The following is a 26,382-nucleotide window of genomic DNA, read 5'->3' as shown; positions in this document are numbered from 1 at the left end:
CGGCCCGGCCGCCGCCGGGGTCACACGTCGTAGCAGGCGCCGGGCCGCACCACGTCCAGCGGCCCGGCGTACGCCCCGGCCGCCGCCTCCACCGTCTGCGACTCGCTGCCCCAGGCCGGTACGAGATGGGTGAGCAGCAGCCGCCCCACGCCCGCCTTGGTGGCCGCCTCGCCCGCCTCCCGGCCGGTCAGGTGCAGATCCGGCGGGTTCTCCACGCCGTCCATGTAGCTCGCCTCGCAGAGGAACACGTCGGCGTCCTGGGCCAGGCGCAGCAACGCCTCGCAGGGCGCGGTGTCGGCGGAGTAGCAGAACACCCGCCCGCCGTGCTCCAGCCGCACCCCGTACGTCTCGACCGGGTGGTTCATCCGGTCGACGGTGACGCTGAACGGGCCGATCGGGAACGTGCCCGGCTGGAGACCGTAGAACTGGTAGACGTCCTCCACCGAGCCCTCCTCCTGCCCGTACGCGGCGGCGAGCCGGTCGGGCGCGCCGGAGGGGGCGTACATCGGCAGGGGCGGGTACGGACCGTCCGGCGCGTACCGGCGCACCACCACGTAGGACACCGCGTCGAACATGTGGTCGCAGTGCAGGTGGGTGAGGAGGACCGCGTCGGGGGCGTGCAGCCCGACGTAGCGCTGGAGCGTGGAGAGCGAACCCACGCCGAAGTCGATCAGGAGCCGGAAGCCCTCGGCTTCCATGAGATAGGCCGAGCAGGGCGATTCGGGGCCCGGGAAGCTGCCCGCGCAGCCGAGGACGGTCAGTCTCATCCGGTGGCCTCGATCTCACCATGAGTAGTCGATGCGCCGGCGGCGACGCCGCCGATGATCTCTACCGACGCGCTCGCCACGCTGCGCAGCCTACGCGCCGCCCCGGTCGGGCAAGAATCATCTGCCGGAAGTTGTCATCAACGTGACACCCATACACGTCCGCTCCGGGCAGGCGCGGCGGTCCGGCCGGCGGGGACACCACCGGCCGGACCGTCGCCGGACCGTCAGGCCCAGAGCTGCCCCTCCAGCGACTCCTCGGCGTCGGCGAGCGTGCCGCCGTACGCGCCGGTCGACAGGTATTTCCAGCCGCCGTCGCAGACCACGAACGCCACGTCGGCGCGGCGGCCGTCGCGGACCGCCTCGTGCGCCACCGCGAGCGCGGCGTGCAGGATGGCGCCGGTGGAGAACCCGGCGAAGATGCCCTCCACCTCGACGAGCTGCCGGGTCCGCAGCACGGCGTCCCGGGTGCCCACGGAGAAGCGGCGGGACAGCACACCCGCGTCGTACAGCTCGGGCACGTAGCCCTCGTCGATGTTGCGCAGACCGTAGACCAGCTCGCCGTACCGCGGCTCGGCCGCCACGATCTGGATCCCGTCGACCTTCTCCCGCAGGAAGCGGCCGGTGCCCATGAGCGTGCCGGTGGTGCCCAGCCCGGCCACGAAGTGGGTGATGCCCGGCAGGTCCTGCAGCAGCTCCGGTCCGGTCGTCTCGTAGTGCGCCCGGGCGTTCGCCTCGTTGCCGTACTGGTAGAGCATCACCCAGTCCGGGTGCTCGGCGGAGATCTGCTTCGCGGTCGCGACGGCCTGGTTCGAACCACCCGCGGCCGGCGAGAAGATGATCTCCGCGCCGTACATCCGGAGCAGCTGCACCCGCTCGGTGGAGACGTTCTCCGGCATCACGCAGACCAGCCGGTAGCCCCGCAGCTTCGCCACCATGGCCAGCGAGATGCCGGTGTTGCCGCTGGTCGGCTCCAGGATCGTGTCACCGGGACGGAGCCGGCCGGCCTCCTCGGCCGCGCGCACCATGTACAGCGCCGCGCGGTCCTTGATGCTGCCGGTCGGGTTCCGGTCCTCCAGCTTGGCCCAGAGCCGCACCGGCGGCGCCCCGGCGGGGGCCGTCGGCGAGAGGCGGGGCAACCCGACCAGCGGGGTGCCACCGCACGCGTCGAGCAGGCTGTCGTACCGCGCCATCGCGGGCCCCCTCAGCGGGCGGCGCGCGTGGAGACCGCGTGCGAGGCGATCGCCGCGGCGGCCGCGAAGCCGAACGCGCCACCGGCCACGGCCGGCAGGATGGTCACGCTGTCGCCGTCGTTGAGCTTGGCGTCGAGCGCGCCGAGGAAGCGGACGTCCTCGTCGTTGACGTAGACGTTGACGAACCGGTGCAGCACGCCCGCGTCGGTGACCAGGCGGGCCTTCAGGCCGCCGTGCCGCGAATCCAGGTCGGCGATCAGGTCGGCGAGCGTGTCGCCGCTGCCCTCGACGACCTTCGCGCCGCCGGTGTAGCTGCGCAGGATGGTGGGGATGCGAACCTCGATGGCCATGATGTCTCGTGCTCCTCGTTCGGGATGGTGCCAGGTGACGGGAAAAGGAAGGTGCCGGCGCTGAAGATCAGCGGTCGGAACACTCGTAGTCGACCGTCGCCGGGCTCTGCCCGAACATGTAGGACTGGACGGCGTTCGGGTCCACGGCGGCATCCACGATCTTCACCGGTTCCTCGGTGATCACGCCGTCGACGATCCGGAAGGAGCGGATCTCCTCGGTGTCGGGCTCGCGGGTCGAGACGAGCAGGTAGTGCGCGCCCGGCTCGCCGGCGAAGGAGACGTCCGTGCGGGACGGGTAGGCCTCGGTCGCGGTGTGCGAGTGGTAGATCACCACCGGCTCCTCGTCGCGGTCGTCCATCTCCCGCCACACCCGCAACTGCTCCATCGAGTCGAACTCGTAGAAGGTCATGGAGCGGGCCGCGTTGTCCATCGGGATGTGCCGGGTCGGGGTGTCGCTGCCGACGGGGCCGGCGACCACGCCGCACGCCTCGTCCGGGTGGTCCCGACGCGCGTGGGCGACGATCGCGTCGATGATCGACCGGTCGATGCTCAGCACGCCACCAGCCTAGCCCCTGGCCGGGCCGGGCGGCGAGGTGGCAACCGTCACCACTCAGTCGATGAGCGCGTTGAGCAGGGACTCCTGCAGATAACCGAGGTAGGCGTAGACCGACAGTTGGAACACCCGGGACGAACCGGGGTCCTCGGCGACCGCGTCGTCGAGCTCCTCACCCAGGTCGGTGCCGTCCTTGATCTCCAGGCGTACGCCCATCGCCAGCCGGGCGTCGTTGAGCGCGCGCAGCCACGCCTCGGCCGCCTCCGCGTCGAGTCGCACCTCGCCGCCGGAGTCGCCGTCGGGCAGGGCGGCGAGGATCGCGCCCGCCTGGTCGATCTTCCCGGTCTTCAGATCGCCCTCGGTGTAGCGGCGGAACTCGGCGGTGCCGGCGTCGTCGTCCGGGTAGACGTCGGGGAAGAGCCGGCCGACCACCGGGTCACCGTGGTCGAAGCCGTCGGTCAGCAGCCCGACCACCTCGGCGGCGACCTTGCGCAGCACCCGGACCTCGTCGACGGCGAACGTCGCCACGTAGTGGTCGCCCCGGCGGCGGAACATGCTCATGACCTCTCCACCGTCGCCCAGAGACCGTACGCGTGCAGCTGCGCCGCGTCGTGCTCCATCCGTTCCCGGGCGCCGGTGGACACCACGGCCTTGCCCTTGTGGTGCACGTCCAGCATGAGCCGCTCCGCCTTCTCCCGGCTGTATCCGAAGAGCTTCTGGAACACCCAGGTCACATACGTCATCAGGTTGACCGGATCGTCCCAGACGATGGTCACCCACGGCCGGTCGGAGACCGGCACCTCTTCGGTGTCCGGCGTCTCGACCGGCGCAACCTGTGGAGCCGCCATGCCCCCCATCGTGCCACCGGATCCGGGGAACCGATGAACCGGAACACCGCGGCGGCCGTCGTCACCCGCCCGGGCCGCGTACGCGAGCCCGGGTCGCGGTGTGCCCGCGCCGTGGTCAGGCAAGCAGGATGCCGTGGTCGACAGCATCGGCGAGCACCCCGGTCAGCGAGAGACGGATCACCTCGAAGCGGCGGGACACCTCGCGGGACAGTTCGAGTTCGACCTCGCGCAGCGCGCGCTGGGCCCAGGACCGGGCGGCGTTCGGGTCGTTGTTGTCGGTCGCCCGCCAGTGCTGCCAGCAGCCGCCGTTGAGGGCGACGCCGACGGGCGGGAGCATCTCGTCCCGCTGCCCGCCGGGCAGCCCGGCCAGGGCGTCGAGAGCGCCTTCGCCGGTCAGCGCGGCGACCCCGGCCGTGCTGGTGACCAGGAGGACCCGGTCCAGCTCCCGGCCGTCCGGATGGTCGGCCAGGCTACAGCGCACCGCGTGCGCGATCCGCCCGCGTACGCCCTCTGCCAGCGGCGCGCCGAAGACCCGGGCGGCGGCGGCGTCGACGAGACCGCGGACGGCCTCGTCGCACTGCGCGGTGGCGAGCAGCGACAGCGCCTCCAGTTCGCGGTCGAGCATCTGCGGCAGGCCGGCGCAGCCGACCCCGAAGACGATCTCCTGCACCACCCGCAGGTGGATGTTCGCCAACTCCAGGGCGAGGTGCTGACGAATCCGGCGGGCGCAGGCTCGTGACCCCCTGTCGATCCGGTCGGCCAGCTCGCCGGGCTCGACGCCGGCCAGCACCGGCACCCGGCCGTGCGCGCCGGGCGGCACCGGCGGGCTTGCGCTGCCGCGGCGCAGTCCCTCGTCGGCGGCCCAGCCGACCAGCGCACGCCGCAGGTGCGGCAGCTCGGCCCGGCGGGCCGGGAACCACCGGGCCGGGGTGAGCGCCGGCACCGCGGCCAGCAGCGCCGCGCGGTGCGCCTCGATGGAGACCGACACCGGGTCGAGCCGGCGGGCGGACGGACCGGTGGCCTCCGCCGCCGGGCCGTCGGCCGACGCGGTCCAGCCGGTCGTGCCGGGGGTGACCGCGAAGAACACCTCGACCCGGGCGCGCGCCATCTCGGCGAGCAGGTGCAGCTCGGCCGCGCTGAACGCCTGGTCGGCGGAGATCACGAAGAGCAGCGCGCCGGCCCGGCCGACGGCGTCGCGCAGCACCCGGCCGCCGGCCACGCCGAGCGTGCCGGTGTCCGGCGTGTCGACCACGGCGAAGTGCCGCAGCAGCGGGTCGGGCAGGCTCAGCTCGACCCGGCGTGGCGGCCGGGCCAGCGCCGGGCCGGTCGCCATCGGGTCGGCGCCGTAGGCGTGCGGCTGGCGGTAGCCCGGGACGTACGCGGCGCGGGTCGCCTTCTCGGCGTGCTGGACCAGCAGGTTGCTTCCCGCGGGCACGGCGAGCGTCGCGGAGTCGATCCCGAGCAGGCCGGCGATCACCTCGCGCCGGCCGGCGCCGGCCGGGCCGGCGACGACCACGGCCATCGGATCGTCCGGTCCGGGCGTGGCCGCCCCGAGCCGGGTCGGCAGCGGGGCGCACCCGGGCGGGCCGGCCTGACGGCGCGGGTCGGGCACGTCGACCGAGGGGAGTGGACCCGGCGTCATCAGGTGGCCTCCCGGTCAGGCGACCGGGGTGCCGGTCGCGGCTTTTCCCTGGTTGCAGGGGCTGTCGGAAGAGTACGGCTGTCGGCCATCCGACAACGAACACCTCCGATACTCATGGGTAACGGCCAGATTACTCAACTTCACTGCGTAACGGCCCGCACGCGGACGGAACACGGTCGATATGCTGCTCCGATGAGTAGGTGGGAGTTCGTCGGCCGTAGGGATGAACTCAACCGTCTGTTGTCGACGATCGGCCGACCTGGAGGGCGCGGGTTGCTCTTCAGCGGCGACGCCGGGGTCGGCAAGAGCCGGCTGCTGCGCGAGGGCGTCTCCGAGCTCTCCCCCGAGCGGTACGCGATCTGGTCCATCGCGGCCAGCGCCACCACCGCCGCGCTCCCCTTCGGCGGGCTCGTCCAGGTGCTGCCCGCCACCCAGCCGCAGGGGCTCTCCCCCGCCGGAATCCTGCGCTGGGCCGTCGACGTGCTGCAGGAACAGGCCGCCGGCCGGCCCATCGTCCTCGCCATCGACGACGCGCACCTGCTCGACCCACCCTCGGCCGCGCTTGTGCACCTGGTCGCCCGCTCCGAGAACGCCACAGTCATCGGGACGCTGCGCAACGGCGAGCAGATCCCGCTGCCGATCCGCGCGCTCTGGACCGACGACCTGGTCGAACTGGTCGAACTGGGCCCGCTCGGCCGCAGCGAGACCACCGGTCTGCTCGCCGCCATCCTGGGTGGACCGGTCGACGCCGGCTCCTCCGACCGGCTCTTCCAGCTCTGCGCCGGCAACCCGCTGCTGCTGCGCGAGCTGGTCCTGGCCGCCGACGACGAGCTGCGCCGCACGTACGGGATCTGGACCTGGACCGGGCGGCTGGAGCTGGCGCCCAGCCTCACCGACCTGATCGACACCCGGATCGGGCAGCTCACCCCCGGCGTCCGGGCGGTGGTCGAGCTGGTCGCCTTCGGCGAGCCGCTGGGCCTGCAACTGCTGGAACGGGCGGTCGACCCGGCGGACGTGGAGACGGCCGAGGAGCGCGGGCTCATCACCCTGATCCACGACGACCGGCGGCTCAACGTCCGCCTGGCGCACCCGCTCTACGGCGAGGTGATGCGCCGGCACTGCCCGGTCAGCCGCACCCGCCGACTCCAGGCCACCCTCGCCGGGCTGCTGGAGCAGGTCGGCACGCGCCGCCGCGACGACCTGCTGCGGGTCGCGGTGTGGCGGCTCGACTCGGGCACGGCGCAGGACGTCGCCCTGCTGCTCGACGCGGCGGTCCAGGCGTTCGGCCGGTACGACGTGCCGCTGGCCACCCGGCTGGCCCGCGCCGCGCTGGAGGCCGGCGGCGGCACCGACGCGGCCGAACTGCTGGCCACCATCCTGATGTTCGGCGACCGGCCGGACGAGGCGATCAGCGTGCTCGACCAGGTCGCCGGGGAGATCCACGACGACCGCCGGCGCAGCCGGTGGCTGACGGTCCGGGGCATGGTCAGCTACTGGGGACTCAACCGGGAGTCCACGGTGGAGGAGATCGCCGCGCGCGGCGAGGAGCTGCGCGACCCCGCCGACCGGACTCGCGTACGCGCGTTCGAGGCCATCATGCGACTGCACCGGCTCGACGTCGACGTCGCGGTACGGCTGGCCCAGGAGGTGCTCGACCGCCCGGCCGCCCCGATGGCCGCCCGGGAGCTGGCCCGCTGCACGCTGGCCCACCTCCAGGCCGCGCAGGGGCAGTATCAGCGCAGCGCCACCGCGATCGCCCGGGTCCAGGCCGAGGCGGCGTGCTGGCGGGCCGACATGCCCTACCTCCAGCTCGCCATGGAGCTGGCCCGGGGCACCCGGCTGACGCTCTCCGGCGACCTGCCCGGCATCGACGCGATAGTCGCCGACGAGTTCGCCGACCTGGCCGGGGCCGGAGACTTCCGGCTCGGCACCGGCTACCTGGCCATCCTCCAGGCGTACGCGGCGCGGCTGCGCGGGCGCGGCGACGAGGCGCTGCGGACCAGCCTGGAGGCGTGCGCGGTGCTCGCCACCAGCCGCGTGTACGCCGGGCTGGCGCACGCCGAGCGCGCCCAGGCCGCCGCGCTGCGCGGGGACGTGACGCACGCGGCCGACGCGATGGCCGAGGCGGACCGGACGCACGCCCCCGGCATGGCCGTGCTCTATCCCTGGCTGGAGCAGGCCCGGGGCGCGGTCCAGGCCGCGACGGGTGACCTGCCGGCGGCCACCAAGCACCTGTGCGCGCTCGCCGACCGGCTGCGCGAGGACGGCCTGGCCGGGCACGAGCTGCTCGTCCTGCTCGACCTGGTCCGGTTCGACCAGGCCGCCGCGCCGGTCGGCCCGACCTGCACCGACGGCGGCCGGCGCACCGTGGCGCAACGCCTGGCCGAGCTCTCCGAGCAGGTCGACGGCGTGCTGCCGCCGCTCGTCGCCCGGTTCGGCCGGGCCGCCGCCGACGGCGCCCCGGACGCCCTGCTGGCCGTCGCCGACGGTTTCGCCGACCGCGAGCTGACCGTGTACGCCGCCGAGGCGACCGCCATGGCGCTGCACCGGACGCGGAACGCCCGCGCCGGCGCCACCGGGCCGGTCCGGGAACGCCTCGCCGACCTGCTGCGCCGCTGCGACGAGATCTCCACCCCGGCGCTGCGGCGGCTCCGCCCGACGCTCAGCGACCGGGAGTGGGAGGTCGCCCGCCTGGCCGCCGACGGGGTGACCAGCCGGGCCATCGCGGAGCGGCTGTTCCTGTCCACGCGAACGGTGGAGAACCACCTCCAGCGCGTCTACAGCAAGCTCGGCGTCGCCGGGCGCGGCGAGTTGCGGGCCGCGCTGCGGTCGATGCCGGGGCACGACGGCACGGAGCCGGACTGAACTCTAGGCTGGAGCGGTGAGCACCCTTCGCCCCGCGCTGCTGACCGACCACTACGAGCTGACCATGGTCAGCGCCGCGCTGCGTGACGGCACGGCCGACCGGAGCTGCGTCTTCGAGGTGTTCAGCCGGCGGCTGCCGGCCGGGCGCCGGTACGGGGTGGTCGCCGGCACCGGCCGGTTGATCGAGATGATCCGCGACTTCCGGTTCGAACCGGCCGAGATCGACTTCCTGCGCCGTACCGGTGTGGTGGACGACCGGGCCGCGCAGTGGCTGGCCGACTACCGCTTCACCGGCGACATCGACGGCTACGCCGAGGGCGAGCTGTTCTTCCCCGGCTCCCCGATCCTCACCGTGTCCGGCACGTTCGCCGAGTGCGTGGTGCTGGAGACGCTCGTGCTGTCGGTGCTCAACCACGACTGCGCGGTCGCCGCCGCCGCGGCCCGGATGGTCACCGCCGCACGGGGGCGGGCGCTGATCGAGATGGGCTCCCGCCGCGCGCACGAGGAGGCCGCCGTCGCCGCGGCGCGGGCCGCGTACCTGGCCGGGTTCCGGTTCACCTCCAACCTGGCCGCCGGGCAGCGCTACGGCATCCCCACCGCGGGCACCGCCGCGCACGCCTTCACACTGCTGCACGACGACGAGCGGGCCGCGTTCGCGTCCCAGGTCGCCACGCTGGGCAAGGACACCACGCTGCTGGTCGACACGTACGACATCGCCCAGGGCATCCGCAACGCGATCGCGGTGGCCGGGCCGGAGCTGCGGGCGGTCCGGATCGACTCCGGCGACCTCGCGGTGATCGCCCAGCAGTCCCGCGAGCTGCTCGACTCGCTCGGCGCCACCGAGACGAAGATCATCGTCTCCGGTGACCTCGACGAGTACGCGATCGCCGCGCTCGCCGCCGAACCGGTGGACATGTACGGCGCCGGCACCGCCGTGGTGACCGGCTCCGGCGCGCCCACCGCCGGACTGGTCTACAAGCTGGTCGAGGTGGAGGGGCGGCCGGTGGTCAAACGCTCCGAGCACAAGGCCACCATCGGCGGCCGGAAGGTCGCGGTCCGCCGGCACAAGCCGACCGGGACCGCCACCGAGGAGGTCATCGTCCCGCAGGGCGTGCCGGACCGGCAGCCCAACGACCGGCTGCTCCAGCGCTCGTACGTGGTGTCGGGCGAGCCGGAGACACTGCCCACGCTGGAGGAGTCGCGGGACCACCTGCGCCAGTGCCTGATCTCCATCCCGTGGGAGGGGCTCAAGCTCTCCGCCGGCGACCCGGCCGTCCCCGTCACCGTCGTACCCGCGAGCTGAGGAGGAACCCGATGGCGAACGCCCTGATCATCGTGGACGTGCAGAACGACTTCTGCGAGGGCGGCTCCCTCGCGGTCGGCGGCGGGGCGGGAGTGGCCGCCGGGATCTCCCGGCTGCTCGCCGCCGAGCCGGACCGGTGGGACCACGTGGTCGCGACGAAGGACTACCACATCGACCCGGGCGCGCACTTCGGCGACCCGCCGGACTACGTCGACTCCTGGCCCCGGCACTGCGTGGTCGGCACCTCCGGCTCCGAGTTCCACCCCGAGCTGGCGACCGACCGGGTGGAGGCGATCTTCCACAAGGGCGAGCACGCGGCCGCGTACTCCGGTTTCGAAGGCCATGCGCCCGACGGCGAGTGCCTGGCCGACTGGCTGCGCCGGCACGACGTGGACCGGGTCGACGTGGTCGGCATCGCCACCGACCACTGCGTGCGCGCGACCGCGCTGGACGCCGCCCGGGAGGGTTTCCGGACCACTGTGCTGCTCGACCTGACCGCCGCCGTCGCGCCGGACACGCTCGACGTGGCGCTGCGGGCCCTCGACGGCGCCGGGGTGACAATGGTGGGCGAGCCTGTGATCGCCACCGCTTGACCCGGTAATCGCTTGCGGGTGTCGTACCCCGGCCCCAGGATGACGCCGGAGGTACGGACCGTCGTGAACCTGAAGCCTTACCGGGAGGCGCTCGCCCTACCCGGTGTCCGATCGTTGCTGCTGGTGTCGGTGCTGGCCCGCGTGCCGCTCACCGCCACCGGGGTGACGCTCACCTTCTACGTGGTGCTCGACCTGGGCCGCGGCTACGGCGCCGCCGGCCTGGTCGGCGCCGCGTCGACCATCGGCGCGGCGGTCGGCGCCCCGCTGCTCGGGCGGCTCATCGACCGCCGGGGACTGCGGCCGGTGCTGGTGCTCACCACCGTCGCCGAGGCGCTGTTCTGGTCCGCCGCGCCCACACTGCCGTACCCGGTGCTGCTGCCGGCCGCGTTCCTCGCCGGGCTGCTCGCGCTGCCGATCTTCTCGATGATCCGCCAGTCGATCGCCGCGCTCGTGCCGGCCGAGAAGCGCCGCCCCGCGTACGCGCTGGACTCGATGGCGATGGAGCTGTCGTTCATGGTCGGCCCGGCGCTCGCCGTCGCCCTGGCCACCGCCGTCACGCCGCGCCTGACGCTGTGGGCGGTCGGCGCCGGGATCGTCGGCTCCGGCATCTGCTTCTGGCTGCTCAACCCGCCGGTGCGGGCCGCCGACGAGCAGACCGGGCCGCAGCGCCCGGTGCACCGCCGCGAGTGGCTCACCCCGCGCCTGCTCGCCGTGCTGGCGGTCAGCCTCGCCGCCACCCTCGTGCTCGGCGGCACCGACGTCGCAGTGGTCGCCGTGCTCCGCTCCGGCGGCGAGGTCGGCTGGACCGGCGTCGTGCTCGCCGCCTGGGCGGTCGCCTCGCTGGTGGGTGGCTTCGCGTACGGCGCGGTACGCCGCTCGTTCTCCCCGCTGGCGCTGGTGGCGGTGCTGAGCCTCGCCACCATCCCGGTCGGGCTGGGCGGATCGCACTGGTGGCTGCTCTGTCTCGCGCTGATCCCGGCCGGTGCGCTCTGCGCGCCCACCCTCGCGTCCACCTCCGACGCGGTCAGCCGGCTGGCCCCGCCCTCCGTACGCGGTGTGGCGATGGGGCTGCACGGCTCCGCCGTGACGGTGGGCATCGCGCTCGGCGCGCCGCTGGCCGGCGCGGTCATCGACGCCTCCGCGCCCGCGTGGGGCTTCGCGGTCACCGGCGCGATCGGGGCGCTGGTGGCGCTGGTGGTGCTCCCGATCGAGCTGCGCCACCGCCGCACCCCGATCCCGGACCCCGACCTGGCCCTAGCCTCCCGCTAATCCCCTCGGCCGGCGGGATCAGGAGTTCGTGTCCTCCCGCGTGGCGGAGGGCGAGGCCAGTACGGGGAAGTGGCTGGATCCACGCGCCCTGGACACCGCCACTTCCCCGAACTGGTGCCGCGGGGCAGGCGGGCGGGGACGGGAAAGGGCGGAAAAGGGCGGGCGCCGCACCCCCGTTGGGGAGTGCGGCGCCCGGCTCGACGTGACGGCGCGAAACTCAGCGCTGGTCGAGGTTGCCTGCGGTGTCCTCCTGGTAGCTGGCGCCACCGTTGACCTCGCTGGTCAGCGGCTTGGCACCACCCTCGGGCGGGCCGGCCAGGCTCTGCCCGGCGGCCAGCTCGGGGAACTTCGCGTCGAAGGCCGGCCGCTCGGAGCGGATGCGCGGCATGCGGTCGAAGTTGCGCAGCGGCGGCGGGGAGCTGGTGGCCCACTCGAGCGAGTTGCCGTAGCCCCACGGGTCGTCGACCTCGACGACCGGGCCGGTCTTGTACGACTTCCAGCAGTTCCAGATGAAGGGCAGCGTCGAGATACCGGTGATGAACGCGCCGATCGTGGAGATCGTGTTCAGCGTGGTGAAGCCGTCGATGGCCTGGTAGTCGGCGTACCGGCGCGGCATGCCCTCGTTGCCCAGCCAGTGCTGCACCAGGAACGTGGTGTGGAAGCCGAGCATGGTGAGCCAGAAGTGGATCTTACCGAGGCGCTCGTCCAGCATCCGGCCGAACATCTTCGGGAACCAGAAGTAGATGCCGGCGAAGACGGCAAACACGATGGTGCCGAAGAGCACGTAGTGGAAGTGCGCCACCACGAAGTACGAGTCGTGCAGGTGGAAGTCGAGCGGCGGGCTGGCCAGCAGCACACCGGTGAGACCACCGAAGAGGAAGGTCACCAGGAAGCCGATCGAGAACAGCATCGGCGTCTCGAAGGTGATCTGGCCCCGCCACATGGTGCCGATCCAGTTGAAGAACTTCATACCGGTGGGCACCGCGATCAGGTAGCTCAGGAAGCTGAAGAACGGCAGCAGCACCTGGCCGGTGGCGAACATGTGGTGCGCCCAGACGCTCATCGACAGCGCGGCGATGGCGATGGTGGCGGCCACCAGGCCCTTGTAGCCGAAGATCGGCTTCCGGGAGAACACCGGGATGATCTCGCTGATGATGCCGAAGAACGGCAGCGCGATGATGTACACCTCGGGGTGACCGAAGAACCAGAACAGGTGCTGCCACAGCATCGGCCCGCCGGTCGCCGGGTCGTACACGTGGGCGCCCATCAGGCGGTCCGCGGCGAGCGCGAACAGCGCGGCGGCCAGCAGCGGGAAGACCAGGATCGCCAGCAGGCTGGTGACCAGCATGTTCCAGGTGAAGATCGGCATCCGGAACATGGTCATGCCGGGCGCGCGCAGGGTCAGGATCGTGGTGATCAGGTTGACCGCGCCGAGGATCGTGCCCAGACCGGAGATGGCCAGGCCGACGACCCACATGTTCGCGCCGACGCCCGGGGCGTGGTCGGCGGTGCTCAGCGGCGTGTACGCGGTCCAGCCGAAGTCGGCCGCGCCGCCCGGGGCGATGAAGCCCGCCGTGGCGAGCGTGCCGCCGAACAGGTAGAGCCAGTACGCGAAGGCGTTGAGCCGCGGGAACGACACGTCCGGCGCGCCGATCTGCAGCGGCACCACGTAGTTCGCGAAGGCGAACACGATCGGCGTCGCGAAGAACAGCAGCATGATCGTGCCGTGCATCGTGAAGAGCTGGTTGTACTGCTCGGGCGACAGGAACTGCAGGCCCGGCCGCGCCAGTTCGGCACGCATGATCAGGGCCATCAGGCCACCGATCATGAAGAACACGAACGCGGTGACCATGTACATGATCCCGATCTGCTTCGCGTCCGTGGTGCGCAACAGCCGCGCGAGGGCCGACCCCTTGACCGGCTCCCGGACCGGCCAGGGCCGGGTCACGACCGGCTTGGGTGCGACGGTGGTCACGAGTGGCCTCCGGTTCTGGTTGTCCCGCTCGGCGCGCTGGTCATCGGCGCAGCCGTCATCCGCAAGGAGGATAGTCCCCGGTAGGTGGCCCCGCCGCGTGGGGTGGGCGGCTACGATCTCCGGCCGCCTAGAGCGGGCCGGTCAGGAGCCGGTAGTGCTCCCGGAAGATCCGTCCGCCGCGTCCGCGCAGCAACGGGTCGCGCAGCGCCGGCGGCACGTCGCGGGTGCGGTTGCGGTCCCGGGTCCGGTCCCGCACCCAGCGGGTACGCGGGCGGCGGCGACTCTCGTACGCCAGCAGCGCGGCGTCGACGCTGCCGGCGGCGCGCAGCGACTCGGCGAGCACGACGGCGTCCTCCAGCGCCATGGCCGCGCCCTGGGAGAGCGTCGGCGCGGTGGCGTGAGCGGCGTCACCGACGAGCAGCACCCGGCCGTGGAACCACCGCCCCAGCTCGACCTCCTCGGTGCGCTCGACGCACACCGTCTCCAGCGCGTCCAGCACCTCCGGGACGGGGCCGCCGTACGAGCCGAACAGCTCGCGCAGCCGGGCGAGCGGGTCGGCGGGCAGGTCGGTGCCGGCCTCGTCGGCGTAGCAGTAGAGCCGCCCGGCGCCGAGCGGCACCACCAGGAACCCGGCCCGCTGGCCGAGCAGGGCGGTCCAGTCGGCGATCCGCGGGCCGCCGCGCACGAGGGCCCGGTAGACCACGTGACCGGCGGGGCGGGGCGGCCCGCCGAGCGCGGCGAGCGTGCGTACCGCCGAGCGTGGCCCGTCCGCGCCGACGACCAGGTCGTACTCCGCGCTGGTGCCGTCGGTGAAGCCGACCGCCACGCCGCCGGGCAGCGGGTCGACGGTGCTGACCTCGGCGCCGTGCCGGACCGCGCCGCCGGCGCCGGTGAGCAGCACCCGGTGCAGCTCGGCCCGGGGCAGTGCCCGGCATTCCCCCACTCCGGTCCAGAGCGCGTCGAGGTCGACCTCGCACAGCGGCGCACCGGCGGCGTCGAGGAAGCGCTGCCGGTGGATCACCTGGCCGAGCGGGCGCAGCGGGCCGTCGAGGTCGAGCCGGCGCATCGCCCGGGCCGCGTTGCCCGGCAGGTAGAGGCCGGTGTCTGTCGACTCCACGGGTGGCAGCCGCTCGGTGACGTCGGGCCGGAATCCCGCCAGGCGAAGCGCCCGGGCGACGGCGAGTCCGGCGATGCCCGCGCCGACGACGAGGACGCGCAGGGGTGAACCACCCATGGTGGGTTACGCCTCCGGAGGGGAACGGCACGCGTTGGAGGCAAGACATTACTCGCCGCAACCAGGCGGCGGAAGTGCCCGCTCGCCCTGGCACGGACCGCCGGTCGGCGGCACACCCCGTCCCACCGGCAGGAATCCCGCCTCCATCTGGGGGAAGGGGTCGGCCGTGGCACTCGGTCGCACCACCGGCCGTACGCGGAGCGTTAACGAGCCCGGCGCATTTGCGCAATGATTCGAGACATGTAAATGTATTCCCTGCACCGTGGGAGCGCTCCCGTCCGTAACACCGACCGAACCGGCGCCGTCCCCGCGCCGAGCCAAGGAGCATCATGAAGCGTCCACTCAGGGCTCTCGCCGCAGCCGGCCTGCTGGCCGCCGGCACCATCGTCGCCGTCGCGCTCGGCGGCACCGCCTCCGCCGACACGCAGATCTGCGAGCAGTACGGCTCGACCACCATCGGCGGCAAGTACGTGGTGCAGAACAACCGCTGGGGCACCAGCGCCCAGCAGTGCATCAACGTCACCTCGACCGGCTTCTCGATCACCCGGGCGGACGGCTCCGCGCCGACAAACGGGGCGCCGGTCGCCTACCCGTCGATCTTCGTGGGCTGCCACTACACCAACTGCTCGCCCGGCACGAACCTGCCGGTGCAGGTGAAGAACATCAGCAGCGCACCGTCCAGCATCAGCTACAACTACGTCAGCGGCGCGATCTTCAACGCCTCGTACGACATCTGGCTCGACCCGTCGCCGAAGCGGGACGGCGTGAACCAGATGGAGATCATGATCTGGCTCAACCGGCAGGGCTCGATCCAGCCCATCGGCTCCCCGGTCGGCACCGCCAACATCGCGGGCCGGACCTGGGAGGTGTGGCGCGGCAGCAACGGCTCGAACAACGTCATCTCGTACCTGTCGCCGTCGGCCATCCCCAGCTTCAGCTTCGACGCGCTGGCGTTCATCAACGACACCCGCAACCGGGGCGCGATCACGAACGACTGGTACCTGACCAGCATCCAGGCCGGCTTCGAGCCGTGGCAGGGCGGCGTCGGGCTGGCGGTCAACTCGTTCTCGCAGAACGTCAACACCGGCGGCTCCAACCCGCCGCCGACCACGTCGGCGCCGACCACGCCCCCGCCCTCGGGCGGCGCGTCCTGCACCGTCACCTACAAGGCGGCGAACGTGTGGAACAACGGCTTCACCGCCGAGGTGACGGTCAAGAACACCGGCTCCGGCACGATCAACGGCTGGACGCTCAACTACAACCTGCCCTCCGGGCAGACCGTCACCAACGCGTGGAACGCCACCGTCAGCCAGAGCGGCTCCGCGGCGACCGCTCGCGACGCCGGCTACAACGGCACCCTGTCGCCCGGCGCGTCGACCACCTTCGGCTACCAGGCGACGCTCAACGGCAGCTACTCGGCACCGAGCAGCTTCACGCTCAACGGCTCCACCTGCCCCGGGGGCTCACCACCCCACAGGGGGGGGGGGCGCGGCCCGGCGCGGACCGCGCCCCCTCCCCCGGGTACGCCTCAGCCGGCGAGCGCGTCGATGTCGCGCATCTCCTCGGCGGTGAGCGAGAACCCGAACACGTCGACGTTGGCCCGAATCCGCTCCGGCGTGACCGACTTCGGGATGACCACGATCTCGTGGTCGATGTGCCAGCGCAGCACCACCTGGGCCGGCGACACGTCGTGCGCCTGGGCGATGCGGACCAGCGCCGGGTCGGACAGGTCGCTGGTCTTGAACGGGCTGTACCCCTCCAGCGCCACACCCCGGTCCCGGTGGGCGGCGTGCGTGTGCCGCTCGTACAGCGAGGGGCTCCAGCGGATCTGGTTGACCGCCGGCGTCTCCTCGGTGGCCTGGATCAGCTCGTCGATCTGCCCGATCGAGTAGTTGCTCACCCCGACCGTGCGCGCCATGTTCTCGTCCCGCGCGGCGAGCATCTCCCGCCACACCGGGATGCTGTCGCCGGGCGCGGACGGCGGCCAGTGCACCAGCCACAGGTCCACGTAGTCGGTGTCCAGGGCGGCCAGGCTCGCCTCGATGGTCTCCCGCTCCCGGCCCACCCGGTCCGGCGGCAGCTTGGTGGTGATGAAGACGTCCTCGCGGCGCAGCCCGCTCTCCTTGACCGCCCGCCCGACCTCCTTCTCGTTGCCGTACATGGTGGCCGTGTCGATGTGCCGGTAGCCGGCGTCCAGCGCGGCGAGCACGGCCTGGAAACCGGCCTCGCCGGTGGCCTGCCACGTCCCGAAGCCGAGCAGCGGGATCCGGACGTCACCGGCGAGCGGAAGGGTGGGCTGGTCGCTGTCCATGTCCCCCGTTCTACCCCGGTTCGCCGCACACACACCGGCATCCCGGCGCGCACGGCGCGTCTGGGGGAGGATGCGGGGATGGCGGACCGGCTGGACGAGTACCGGCGCAAACGGGACGCCGCGCGTACCCCGGAACCGGTGCCCGAGCGGGCGCCCGGCCGGAAGCGGTCCGCGCGGCGCGCGCCCCGCTTCGTCATCCAGCAGCACCACGCCCGGAGCCTGCACTGGGACCTGCGGCTGGAGCACGACGGCGTGCTCGCCTCCTGGGCGGTGCCGCGCGGCCTGCCCCGCGACCCGGGCCGCAACCACCTCGCCGTGCACACCGAGGACCACCCGATGGAGTACCTGACGTTCCACGGGGAGATTCCCGCCGGGGAGTACGGCGGCGGCCGGATGACAGTGCACGACACCGGCACCTACCGGGCCGAGAAGTGGCGCGACGACGAGGTGATCGTGGTGCTCGACGGCGAGCGCACGAAGGGGCGGTACGTGCTGTTCGCCACCGGCGGGCGGGGCCGGGACTGGATGATCAGGCGCACCGACCCGGCGCCGGAGGGCTGGACGCCGATGCCCGACCTGGTCCGCCCGATGCGGCCCGCCGAGGGTGGGCGGCTGCCGCGCGACGCCGACGCCTGGGGGTACGAGCTGCGCTGGGCGGGCGTGCGCGCGATGGCGTACGTCTCGGGCGGCCGGCTGCGGCTGCTCGACGGCGACGACGACGAGGTCACCGGGTCGTACCCCTGGCTGCGGGCGATGGCCGAGGCGCTGGCCCCGGCCGAGGCGGTGCTCGACGGAGTGCTGGTCCGGATCGACCCGGCCGGGCGGGTCCGGCCGCCGACCCGGCGCGACGGGCAGTTCCTCGCCGTCGACCTGCTCTGGCTGGAGGGCGTGCCGAGCCTGGACGTGCCGTACGCGCAACGCCGTGACCTGCTCGACGGTCTGGCGCTCGCCGGTCCGCACTGGCAGACTCCGCCGTGGTTCCCGGGAGTCGGTGCGGACGCCCTGCGGGCCGCCCGTGAGCAGGGGCTCCCGGGAGTGGTGGCGAAACGCCTCGACTCCCCGTACGAGCCGGGCCGGCGCAGCCGGCACTGGCTGAGCATCGACGCGAGCTGAGGACCACCGTGCACCTGACGCACCTGGAGTGCCCGCGCTGCGGCCGTGACCATCCGGCCGACGTGTTGCAGAACCTGTGCGGCTGCGGCTCACCGCTGCTGGCGCGCTACGACCTCGCCGAGGTGGCCGCCACCGTGGCCCCGGAGCAGTTCGGGCTGCGCCCGGCCGACCTGTGGCGCTACCGGGAGCTGCTGCCGGTGGCCGATCCCCGGTGCGTCACCACGCTCGGCGAGGGCTGGACGCCGATGTGGCGTGCGCCCGCGTACGGCCACGAGATCGGCATCGCGGATCTGCTCGTCAAGGACGAGGGGCTGACCCCGACCGGGTCGTTCAAGGCGCGGGGCGCGTCGGTGGGCGTGAGCCGGGCCCGGGAACTGGGCGTGGAGCACATCGCGATGCCCACGAACGGCAACGCCGGGGCGGCCTGGGCCACGTACGCGGCGCGGGCCGGGATGGGCGCGACGATCGCCATGCCGTTGGCCGCGCCGACCATCTGCCGGGAGGAGTGCCTCGCCGCCGGCGCGGACCTACGGCTGATCGACGGCCTGATCAACGACGCCGGCCGGGACATCGCCGAGCTGATCGCCGGGTCGGACGGGCGGATCTTCGACGCGGGCACGCTGCGCGAGCCGTACCGCCTCGAAGGCAAGAAGACCATGGGGTACGAGATCGTCGAGCAGCTCGGCTGGCAGGTGCCCGACGTGATCGTCTACCCGACCGGCGGGGGCGTCGGGCTGATCGGCATCCACAAGGCGCTGCACGAGCTGCGCGAGCTCGGCTGGGTCGAGGACCGGCTGCCCCGGCTGGTAGCGGTGCAGTCCACCGGATGCGCGCCGATCGTGCGGGCGTTCGCGGCCGGCGAGGACCGCGTCACCCCGTGGGAGGACGCGCGCACCGTCGCGTTCGGCATCACCGTGCCCGCCCCGCTCGGCGACGAGCTGATCCTGTCCGCGCTGCGGGAGAGCGCCGGCACCGCGATCGCCGTGGACGACGCGGAGATCCTCACCGACCTGCGCGACTTCGCCGCCCGCGAGGGGCTGCTGCTCTGCCCGGAGGGCGCGGCCTGCCTGACCGCCGCCCGGCACCTGCGGGCCGGTGGCTGGATCCGTCCCGGCGAGCGCGTGGTGGTGCTGAACACCGGTGCCGGCCTGAAATACCCCGGCCTGATGCAAGGAGGGGCCCCTTCTTAACGTCTCCGGTATAGCAGGGGCCCCCGCTTAACACGTGCGCACCGGGCGTCAGGACGTCGGCGGCTCGTCCTCGCCGGCCTCCTCGGCGGCGTCCGCCTCCTCCTTCGTCTTGTGCACCGCGCCGTCGGCGTGCTCCGGCGGGCCGTAGACGGTGTAGAGCACCAGCGGGTTCGGCCCGGTGTTGACGAAGTTGTGCTTCGTGCCGGCCGGGACGACCACGAGGTCGCCGGAGACGACCTCCTTCTTCTCGCCGGCCACCCGGGCCTCGCCGGTGCCGCTGACGAACGTGAGGATCTGGTCGATGCCCTCGTGGACCTCCTCGCCGATCTCGCCGCCCGGCGGAATGGTCATGATGACCAGCTGGGTGTGCTCCCCGGTCCAGAGCACGCGGCGGAAGTCGGGACTCTTCTCGGCGACTGTCGCGATAGTGAAATGCTCCATGGCCCGCTCATACCCCGATCACGCGCCCGCCACGCCGGGAGTCGCAGATGGTGGAATTCCCCACGCCGATCCGGTTTGGATCCCCGGAGAAGGGGCATGTGCTGCCGACAAGACCGGTGCGGGACGGGCCGGTCGAGCCAAGTCCCCGCTGGCGTACCGCCTGTACGGCTGCGGCGGTGGGAGACGGCCGGAGCGCGGCGACGTTACGACCGGAGGTCGTGCGGCGCCGTGCGCTCGTCTGCGCGTCCGGTCAGGCCAGCACGGCCAGGTGGAACGGACGGTCCACGTGCCCGCTCGTGCCGTGCGTCTCGACGAACACGGCGTTCGCGATACCCGAGCGCGGCGCCACGGTGATGACACCCTGCGGGACCAGCCCGTTCGCCGTCGCGGGGCCCACCGATCCGACGTACGCCGCTCCGGCCACGTCCTGGTCGAACGCGACCTGGTACATCCCGGCGGCGAGCCGGGTGGCCGAGGTGGCGCCGAGGCCGCGGACGAGTTTTCCGTCGGCGTCGACCACGGCGAACAGCATCCGTGCGGTGGCCGGCAGCCCGACCGGCGAACACGAGTTGATCTCGGTGTCGGCGCGTGCGGCCTCCCGCATGCTCGGGATCGGCTGGCCGGTGGTTTCCCTCCTACCTCTGCGGCTGGGCATGGTGATCCTCTCTCCCGCCGGTACGCCGGCCGGAGGCGTTCGTGCGCGTTCGGGCGATCGTCGGCGGTCACCCTCGATGATTCCGACGCTATGTCGGCGCACCGCCCGGCAACCAGCCGGAGAGGTGTCCGATCATTGACAGCGAACGGCTCTGACCTGCGAAAACGTTCACGACGTGACGCAGAGCGATCGGCTGGCTACATTTAAGTATGGTGCAGTCGCCCCGAGGCCCGGTCTACCGCCCGGTGCTGGCCGCGCGGCGCGGTGAGCTGGAGGCGCTGTCCCATCTCGACGGAGCCTCCACCCCGCTGCTCGCACCGGTTCTCAACGTCGCGGCGGACGCACCGTCCATCAAGGACTCGCTGGCTCGACTGCCGGACGGGCTGCTGCCCGCCGTCGACGTGTCGGCGCTTCCGGACACCCCGGAACACGATCCGGTCCGGTGGGGCGTACCGCTGGCGCCGGTCATCGGCCTGACGGACAGCGACCGGCGGCTGGCCGCGCACGGCGCGGCGGCACGGGCCTGGGCGCACCACGCGGTCGTCCGGTTGCGCACCGGCCCGGACCGAAGCGGGCCGGACGCCGCGACGGCCGCCGCGGAGCGGGTGTGGCGGCTGACCGGCCTGATGCCGGAGCAGTGCGACCTGCTGCTCGACGCGGAGGACGTGTGCTGCACCGCGGACGTCCGGCTGGCCGAGCCACGGGTGCGGCGCGCGGCGGAATGGGCCCGGCGGCACGCCTGGCGCTCGGTGACGGTGGCGGCCGGCGGGATGCCGCCGGCCCTGACCCGGCTTCCGGTGGACGAGCCGGTCCGGCTGGACCGGTACGACTGGTCGCTCTGGCAGCGCCTGGCCGACCTGGACCTCGGGTACGGCGACTACGGCGTGAGCTGCGCGGTACGCGGCGCGGACGAGCCGGTCGACCGGGTTCCCACGCTGCGCTGGGCAACCGACGACGCGTGGTGGGTCTACCGCTGGTCGCGGCGCGGCGGGCGGGGCGACGAGCGCTTCGCCGACCTGTGCCGCACGGTGACCGCCGCCGCGCACTGGCCGGCAGCCGGGGCCGGCTTCTCCTGGGGCGACCACGAGATCGTCCGGCGGGCCCGGCGCGGCGCGGGCGCAGGCTCCCCGGCCAACTGGATCGCGTGGAGCACCTCGCACCACCTGGCGCAGGTGCTGGCCGCACTGGTCCGACCGAAACGGGACCAGCGCGGCCGGGCGTGGTGGGCCGACCCGGACGTCCCGGAACGGGGGCGTACCGGCCGCTCGCCGCGCGGCGGGGAGTCCCGCCGCGCCGGCTGACTCACTCCTTCTCGGTGAACCCGAACTGCACCACGCCCTCGTCGTCGACGACCGCGTCCACCGAGGTGTCGTTCAGCAGTTCGGCGGCGTCGGAGTCGAGGAAGATGCGCGCCCCCTCGGTGTCCACCACCTGGTCGCCCCGCACCGGCTCCGGCACCAGTTCGATGGAGAGCGAACCGGCCTCGGTGTCGGCGGCGATGCGCAGCCCACCGGCGTCGGCCACGTCCTGCTGGGCGGCGAGGTCACGGATCACCAGGACGGCGTTGTCGGTCATGGTCAGCATCGCTGAACTCCTCATGGCTGGATGTCGGGATTCGCGCGGGCGACAAGGCCCACGTACAGGTCTTTTCCCTCCCTCGGCCCGGCGAATCCCTAGGCTGGGGGCAGAGACGGCGCGGTGCGCGCCACGTCTCCTGGCGATAACCTTTCACACCGGAGTCTTTCCCGCAGGAAATCTCCATGGCAGCATCGGCACATGCATCGTCGCCTATTCCCCCGGGCGCTCGCGGTGCTGGTGCTGGTCGCCACCGCGGCCACCGCCGGCGCCACCACCGCCACTGCCGAAGCGCCCACCCCCGCGCAGACCCGGCTGCACGCCACCATCGACGCCGTCCTCGCCGACAGCCGGCTCGACGGCGCGCAGGCGGGCGTGGTCGTCGTCGACACCACCACCGGCCGCACGCTGTACGACCGCAACGGGACGCGACGGCTCATCCCGGCCTCCAACACCAAGCTGTTCACCTCCGCGGCGGCGATGGAACTGCTCGGACCGGGCCACCGGTTCACCACCGACGTGAGCGCCGACGGGCCGCGCCACGCCGGCATGCTCTCCGGCGACCTCTACCTGCGCGGCGGAGGCGACCCCACCATCCTCGCCGCCGACTACGACCGGCTCGCCGCGCAGGTCGCCGCGACCGGCGTACGGGTCGTCGCGGGCAACCTGGTCGCCGACGACACCCGGTACGACCGCGACCGGCTCGGCCCGGACTGGACCTGGGACGACGAGCCCTACTACTACGCCGCCCAGGTGTCCGCGCTCACCGTGGCCCCGGACACCGACTACGACGCCGGCACGGTGATCGTCCACGCCGCGCCGGGAACGCGGGCGGGCGCCCGACCGAAGATCACCATGACTCCGGACAACGGCTGGCTGCGCATCGAGAACCGGGCCGAGACGGTGACCGAGGGCGAGAGCACCATCTCGTTCGAACGCGAGCACGGCGGCAACACAGTGGTGGTCACCGGCCAGATCGCGCTCGGCCAGGCCACCGAGAGCGACTGGGTGACGGTCTGGGAACCGACCGGGTACGCGGCCGACGTGTTCCGGTCCGCGCTGCGCCGTCACGGCGTACGGGTGCTCGGGCGGACCGTGCTCGGCGCCGCCACCCCGGACACGGCCAAGCCGCTGGCCCGGCACGACTCGATGCCGCTGACCGACCTCATGGTGCCGTTCCTCAAGCTCTCCAACAACGGCCACGCCGAAGTGCTCACCAAGGAACTCGGCCGGCAGCTCTCCGGCTCCGGCACCTGGGCCGCCGGGCTCTCCGCGATCAGCGGGTACGTGGGCGACACCGGGGTGGACACCGGCACGCTGCGCCAACGTGACGGCTCCGGCCTGTCCCGGCGCAACCTCGTCCCGCCGGGACAGTTCGTCACGCTGCTCTCGGCGGTCCGCGCCGAACCCTGGTTCGACACCTGGTACGCCGCGCTGCCGGTGGCCGGCAACCCGAACCGGCTCGTCGGCGGGACGCTGCGCAGCCGGATGAGCGGCACCGCCGCCGCGAACAACGTGCACGCCAAGACCGGCAGCCTGACCGGCGCGTCAGCGCTCTCCGGCTACGTCACGAGTGCGGACGGCCGGCTGCTGGCGTTCTCGATCGTGCTGAACAACTACCTGACCTCGTCGGTGAAGGGGCTGGAGGATCAGATCGCGATCGCCCTGGCCGCGTACACCGAGAGGGAGACGGCCACCGCCCGGCGTACCGTGCCGGCCGCGCCGGAGTCACCGCGCGTACCGGAGGGACGGGAGTGCTCCTGGGTCAAACCGGCGCTCTGCTGACCGGCGCCGTACCGCCCGGGTGCTAGGCGCCGGGGCGGCGCGGCTGCGGGCCGGCGGCGGGGTCACCCCGCTCGACGAGCGCGTCGATCTCGGCCGGTGGGAGCCCGCGCAGGGTGAGCACCCGGCGACCCCACCGGTGCAGCCGGCACGGGTGCGGGCTGGCGTCGTTGCGGCAGATGGTTCCGCCCGACCACGTCCGCGGCGCGTGCACCACCACCGCGCGCACCGCGAACTGGACGTCCTCGACCGTCACGTACGGCGGCATCGGGATCTCGCGCAGCACGTCACCGTCGGCGCGGGGGCGGGCGGGGACGACGGGAGCAGGGCCGGTCATCGGTCGTGCCTCCACAGGGGATGGTCGGACGGGAACAACGGAAACCTACGACGCCGTGCCGGGTACGCGACGGACAAACTGTCCCCGCTCAGCGCAGCGCCACCGCCTGGAGGCTGACGTTGCCGCAGTCGCCGAGCGACTCCTCCACCGTCCAGTTCAGCAGCAGCCGCGCGCCACGCTGGGCGCGGAACTTGATCGTGAACTCGGTGGTGAGCGCGGTGTGCGGGTCTTCCATCCGGAGCGTGGTCACCGGTCCGCCGGTGGAGACACGCACGTCGAGGCGGCCACGGGCCATCCAGAGCCCGGCGTACAGACGCACCGTGCGCTGCTGCCCGTCGGCGACCACCGCCAGGTTGAACCCGCTGCCCCGGTGGCAGGCGTACACGCCGGACATGGTGCCGCTCGCCGACGCGACCGGGTTGCCGTCGCGCCAGGCGTACGCCTCGGGGTTGTTGCTGAAGCTCTGCCGCCGCCCCCGGCCGCCCTCGTCGCGGATCTCGCCGGAGCCGCCCCGCTTGCGGACCGTCCGGTCGGCGCCGGTGAGCCCCCAGTGGACCCAGTCGGTGGTGCCCACGGCGGTGAGGTCGACGGTGGCGGGCACCTCGGCGCGGGTCACGGTGACTGTCGGCGGGAGCGCACTCGTCGGCGACGGCGACGGCGTGGACGGCGTCGGGCTCGGCGACGGTGGCCGCTGCCGGGGACGCAGTCCCGGATTGGCCACCGTGTCGTCGGCCTCGTTCGGCAGCCCGACCCGGCCGGGCGGCGCGGCCGGCAGCCGGGCGTGCTCCTCGCGTGGCGCGTCGTGCCGCTCGACGCCGAGGTAGAGCGCCAGTGCCGCCAGGCAGAGGAACGCGGCCAGCCCTTCCAGCATCAGCCGACGCCGACGGCGCAGCCGCCGCAGCGCGGAGCGGGTACGCGGAAGGCCGTGCCGATGCGAGCCGGGGCCGGTACGCGGACGGTCCTCCTGGCCCACCACACCCTCCACTTCGGTCACGACACCGCCGGATACGACTGGTGCGCGACGGGCTTCACGGTGTCACCGGACGGCTCTTTGCGCCATATGTCGAGTGACGGGCGTTTCCAGTTCGTTACCTGGCGGCCGCTCGCCAGACCGGCCGCTCAGCTTACCGTGACCGCCTGCAGGGCCACCCCGTCGTTCTGCGCGCCGGTGACCGTCAGGGCCTGCCATTTGATCAGCAGCCGCTCCCCCGGGGCCGCCCGGAAGCGGATGACGTACTGGTAGAAGCGGTCGCCCGCGGCGAGGGCGACCTCACGGACGACGGGATCGCCGCCGCTGGACAGCGTCAGGTCGAGCCGCGCGCCGGCCGAGAACGTGCCGACGAACAGCCGGACCGTGCGCAGGTCCCCGCTCCCGGCCACCCCGAGCGTGAAGCTCTTCCCGGCGCCGCGCTGGAAGACACCCGCCCGGGTGCCCTCCTGGCGCGCTGTCGGCGTACCGTCGGTCCACTCGAGATCACAGGCGCCCGCGTTGTGCTCCAGCCGCTCGCCACCCGGATCCTGGATCTCGCCGGTGCCGCCCGCCTTGCGATGGAAGCTGTCCGCGCCGGTACCGCCCCAGTGCCGCCAGTCCCGCGTACCGAGCGCGGTGAGCGACAACGCCCCCGGCAGCGGCGCCAGGTCCACGTCGAGCAGCGGCCCGCCGGGTGACACCGGGTCGGCCGGCGCCTGATCGCTCGGCGCCGCCACGGGCGACGTCTCCCGGTTCGACGGTGGCGCGGGTGACCGGCCCGCGTACGCCAGCGCCGCCACCAGCCCGGTCACGGTCACCGCCGCCAGCACGGCGCGCCGGCGCCGACGACGGGCCCGGGCCACAGCGACCCGGGTGGCCGGGGCGTCGGCCGGGGGCCGGGTCGGGCCGAGTGTCAGCCTGGTTCGCGCCGCGTCGCGCAGCCGGACGCCGATCCCGCCCGCCAGATCGCCGATCCGGCCGGCCAGGTCGCCGATCCCGTTGGTCAGGTGGCCGATCCCGCTGGTCATATCGGCGAGGCGCGCCGGGATGCTCTCCCGGGCGGAGTGCCGGCCCGGTCTCGCTTCTGTTTCGGCCACCTGCGGCGGGCCGGGTTCGGCCGGATCGGGAGCGGGCCGGACCGGCGACGGAGCGGACAGGTGCAGTCCGATCGGCGCCGGCCCGACCAGCGGAACCCGACCGCCGGGCGGGTTCGGACGGGACTCGGGGCCGGCCGAAGCAGCCGCCCCGGAGACGAGTGGCCTCGGGCCGAGCGAACCCGGAGCGGGCGTGCCGGAGCCGGGCGGACCCGGAGCAGGCGCACCCGGGCTGAGCGGACCCGAAGCGAGCGGACCCGAAGCGAGCGGACCCGAAGCGATCGAGCCCGGAGCGATCGAGCCCGGAGCGATCGAGCCCGGAGCG

At 73.3% G+C, this 26,382-nt stretch carries 24 protein-coding genes and 1 pseudogene; 9 read left to right on the top strand and 16 right to left on the bottom strand.

Translation table 11 applies throughout. The features are described from left to right. Window positions 1-20: 20 nt before the first annotated feature. From KBX43_RS13045 to KBX43_RS13015, 7 genes are all read right to left on the bottom strand, one after another. Window positions 21-767, bottom strand: coding sequence for an MBL fold metallo-hydrolase (locus KBX43_RS13045; RefSeq protein ID WP_043326202.1), 747 nt, complete (start codon window positions 765-767; stop codon window positions 21-23). 224 nt (window positions 768-991) lie between these two features. Continuing rightward, on the bottom strand, window positions 992-1,957 hold the full coding sequence (locus KBX43_RS13040) for a PLP-dependent cysteine synthase family protein (protein ID WP_069087527.1): 966 nt from the start codon (window positions 1,955-1,957) through the stop codon (window positions 992-994). 11 nt (window positions 1,958-1,968) lie between these two features. Next, window positions 1,969-2,307, bottom strand: coding sequence for a MoaD family protein (locus tag KBX43_RS13035; RefSeq protein WP_030501846.1), 339 nt, complete (start codon window positions 2,305-2,307; stop codon window positions 1,969-1,971). Between the two features lie 67 nt (window positions 2,308-2,374). Beyond that, entirely contained in the window at window positions 2,375-2,863 is a 489-nt protein-coding gene (locus KBX43_RS13030; RefSeq protein ID WP_030501847.1) for a Mov34/MPN/PAD-1 family protein, read from the bottom strand. 54 nt (window positions 2,864-2,917) lie between these two features. Continuing rightward, complete coding sequence (locus KBX43_RS13025; RefSeq protein WP_030501848.1) at window positions 2,918-3,421, bottom strand: DUF2017 domain-containing protein; 504 nt, start codon at window positions 3,419-3,421, stop codon at window positions 2,918-2,920. Beyond that, window positions 3,418-3,708 (bottom strand): ATP-dependent Clp protease adapter ClpS, encoded by a 291-nt coding sequence (gene clpS, locus KBX43_RS13020; protein WP_030501849.1) that lies wholly within the window; start codon window positions 3,706-3,708, stop codon window positions 3,418-3,420. Before clpS ends, KBX43_RS13025 begins: the two co-directional genes overlap by 4 nt. A 115-nt stretch (window positions 3,709-3,823) precedes the next feature. Further along, the gene (locus tag KBX43_RS13015) at window positions 3,824-5,350 is read right to left on the bottom strand and encodes a hypothetical protein (protein WP_064446922.1); all 1,527 of its coding nucleotides are present in this window, start codon (window positions 5,348-5,350) and stop codon (window positions 3,824-3,826) included. A 192-nt stretch (window positions 5,351-5,542) separates the two neighbouring features. On the opposite strand from KBX43_RS13015, the gene KBX43_RS13010 reads away from it, so the two are divergent. Genes KBX43_RS13010 through KBX43_RS12995 form a run of 4 tightly spaced genes read left to right on the top strand, consistent with a single transcriptional unit; the run spans window position 5,543 to window position 11,380 of the window. Further along, the gene (locus tag KBX43_RS13010) at window positions 5,543-8,215 is read left to right on the top strand and encodes a LuxR C-terminal-related transcriptional regulator (protein WP_210884583.1); all 2,673 of its coding nucleotides are present in this window, start codon (window positions 5,543-5,545) and stop codon (window positions 8,213-8,215) included. A gap of 16 nt (window positions 8,216-8,231) precedes the next feature. After that, entirely contained in the window at window positions 8,232-9,518 is a 1,287-nt protein-coding gene (locus KBX43_RS13005; RefSeq protein WP_210873613.1) for a nicotinate phosphoribosyltransferase, read from the top strand. Window positions 9,519-9,529: 11 nt separating this feature from the next. Next, a complete protein-coding gene (locus tag KBX43_RS13000; protein ID WP_043326212.1) occupies window positions 9,530-10,111 on the top strand; it encodes an isochorismatase family protein in 582 nt (193 codons plus the stop codon). 39 nt (window positions 10,112-10,150) lie between these two features. Continuing rightward, the gene (locus tag KBX43_RS12995; protein ID WP_069087529.1) at window positions 10,151-11,380 is read left to right on the top strand and encodes an MFS transporter; all 1,230 of its coding nucleotides are present in this window, start codon (window positions 10,151-10,153) and stop codon (window positions 11,378-11,380) included. Window positions 11,381-11,597: 217 nt separating this feature from the next. Here KBX43_RS12995 and ctaD read toward each other — a convergent pair whose 3' ends face one another. Beyond that, entirely contained in the window at window positions 11,598-13,355 is a 1,758-nt protein-coding gene (gene ctaD / locus KBX43_RS12990) for a cytochrome c oxidase subunit I (protein ID WP_210884582.1), read from the bottom strand. 127 nt (window positions 13,356-13,482) lie between these two features. Beyond that, entirely contained in the window at window positions 13,483-14,589 is a 1,107-nt protein-coding gene (locus tag KBX43_RS12985) for an FAD-dependent monooxygenase (RefSeq protein ID WP_210884581.1), read from the bottom strand. Window positions 14,590-14,918: 329 nt separating this feature from the next. On the opposite strand from KBX43_RS12985, the pseudogene KBX43_RS12980 reads away from it, so the two are divergent. After that, a pseudogene (locus tag KBX43_RS12980) lies at window positions 14,919-16,052 on the top strand (cellulose binding domain-containing protein); the annotation flags it as partial. Window positions 16,053-16,117: 65 nt separating this feature from the next. Here KBX43_RS12980 and KBX43_RS12975 read toward each other — a convergent pair. Then, window positions 16,118-16,900 (bottom strand): aldo/keto reductase, encoded by a 783-nt coding sequence (locus KBX43_RS12975; RefSeq protein ID WP_210884580.1) that lies wholly within the window; start codon window positions 16,898-16,900, stop codon window positions 16,118-16,120. Window positions 16,901-16,978: 78 nt separating this feature from the next. Between KBX43_RS12975 and KBX43_RS12970 the strand changes: the two genes are divergently transcribed. Then, window positions 16,979-18,013: a DNA polymerase ligase N-terminal domain-containing protein gene (locus tag KBX43_RS12970; protein ID WP_104114476.1), complete on the top strand. Its 1,035-nt coding sequence runs from the start codon at window positions 16,979-16,981 to the stop codon at window positions 18,011-18,013. An 8-nt stretch (window positions 18,014-18,021) separates the two neighbouring features. Continuing rightward, a complete protein-coding gene (locus KBX43_RS12965; RefSeq protein WP_064446915.1) occupies window positions 18,022-19,203 on the top strand; it encodes a threonine synthase in 1,182 nt (393 codons plus the stop codon). Between the two features lie 48 nt (window positions 19,204-19,251). Here the strand turns inward: KBX43_RS12965 and KBX43_RS12960 are convergent, their stop codons facing one another. Next, complete coding sequence (locus KBX43_RS12960; RefSeq protein ID WP_013284343.1) at window positions 19,252-19,644, bottom strand: cupin domain-containing protein; 393 nt, start codon at window positions 19,642-19,644, stop codon at window positions 19,252-19,254. A 250-nt stretch (window positions 19,645-19,894) separates the two neighbouring features. After that, window positions 19,895-20,299: a hypothetical protein gene (locus KBX43_RS12955; protein ID WP_043326228.1), complete on the bottom strand. Its 405-nt coding sequence runs from the start codon at window positions 20,297-20,299 to the stop codon at window positions 19,895-19,897. Between the two features lie 209 nt (window positions 20,300-20,508). Here KBX43_RS12955 and KBX43_RS12950 point away from each other — a divergent pair, with 209 nt between their 5' ends. Further along, entirely contained in the window at window positions 20,509-21,600 is a 1,092-nt protein-coding gene (locus tag KBX43_RS12950; protein WP_210884579.1) for a hypothetical protein, read from the top strand. 1 nt (window position 21,601) lies between these two features. On the opposite strand, the gene KBX43_RS12945 is transcribed toward KBX43_RS12950, so the two are convergent. After that, window positions 21,602-21,883 carry an iron-sulfur cluster biosynthesis family protein gene (locus KBX43_RS12945; protein ID WP_030501863.1) on the bottom strand — a complete coding sequence of 94 codons (282 nt, stop codon included), beginning with the start codon at window positions 21,881-21,883 and terminating at the stop codon, window positions 21,602-21,604. 192 nt (window positions 21,884-22,075) lie between these two features. Here KBX43_RS12945 and dacB point away from each other — a divergent pair, with 192 nt between their 5' ends. Continuing rightward, complete coding sequence (gene dacB, locus KBX43_RS12940; RefSeq protein ID WP_210884577.1) at window positions 22,076-23,659, top strand: D-alanyl-D-alanine carboxypeptidase/D-alanyl-D-alanine-endopeptidase; 1,584 nt, start codon at window positions 22,076-22,078, stop codon at window positions 23,657-23,659. Window positions 23,660-23,681: 22 nt separating this feature from the next. On the opposite strand, the gene KBX43_RS12935 is transcribed toward dacB, so the two are convergent. From KBX43_RS12935 to KBX43_RS31515, 3 genes are all read right to left on the bottom strand, one after another. After that, complete coding sequence (locus KBX43_RS12935) at window positions 23,682-23,993, bottom strand: hypothetical protein (protein ID WP_043326231.1); 312 nt, start codon at window positions 23,991-23,993, stop codon at window positions 23,682-23,684. 88 nt (window positions 23,994-24,081) lie between these two features. Next, window positions 24,082-24,987 (bottom strand): hypothetical protein, encoded by a 906-nt coding sequence (locus KBX43_RS12930; protein WP_307851517.1) that lies wholly within the window; start codon window positions 24,985-24,987, stop codon window positions 24,082-24,084. A gap of 125 nt (window positions 24,988-25,112) precedes the next feature. Beyond that, complete coding sequence (locus KBX43_RS31515; RefSeq protein ID WP_247677355.1) at window positions 25,113-25,991, bottom strand: hypothetical protein; 879 nt, start codon at window positions 25,989-25,991, stop codon at window positions 25,113-25,115. Between the last annotated feature and the right edge of the window lie 391 nt (window positions 25,992-26,382).

The sequence above is a fragment of the Micromonospora sp. C41 genome (assembly GCF_018070485.1).
GTDB lineage: Bacteria > Actinomycetota > Actinomycetes > Mycobacteriales > Micromonosporaceae > Micromonospora > Micromonospora chalcea.
This window is presented reverse-complemented; position numbering and strand designations above follow the sequence as displayed.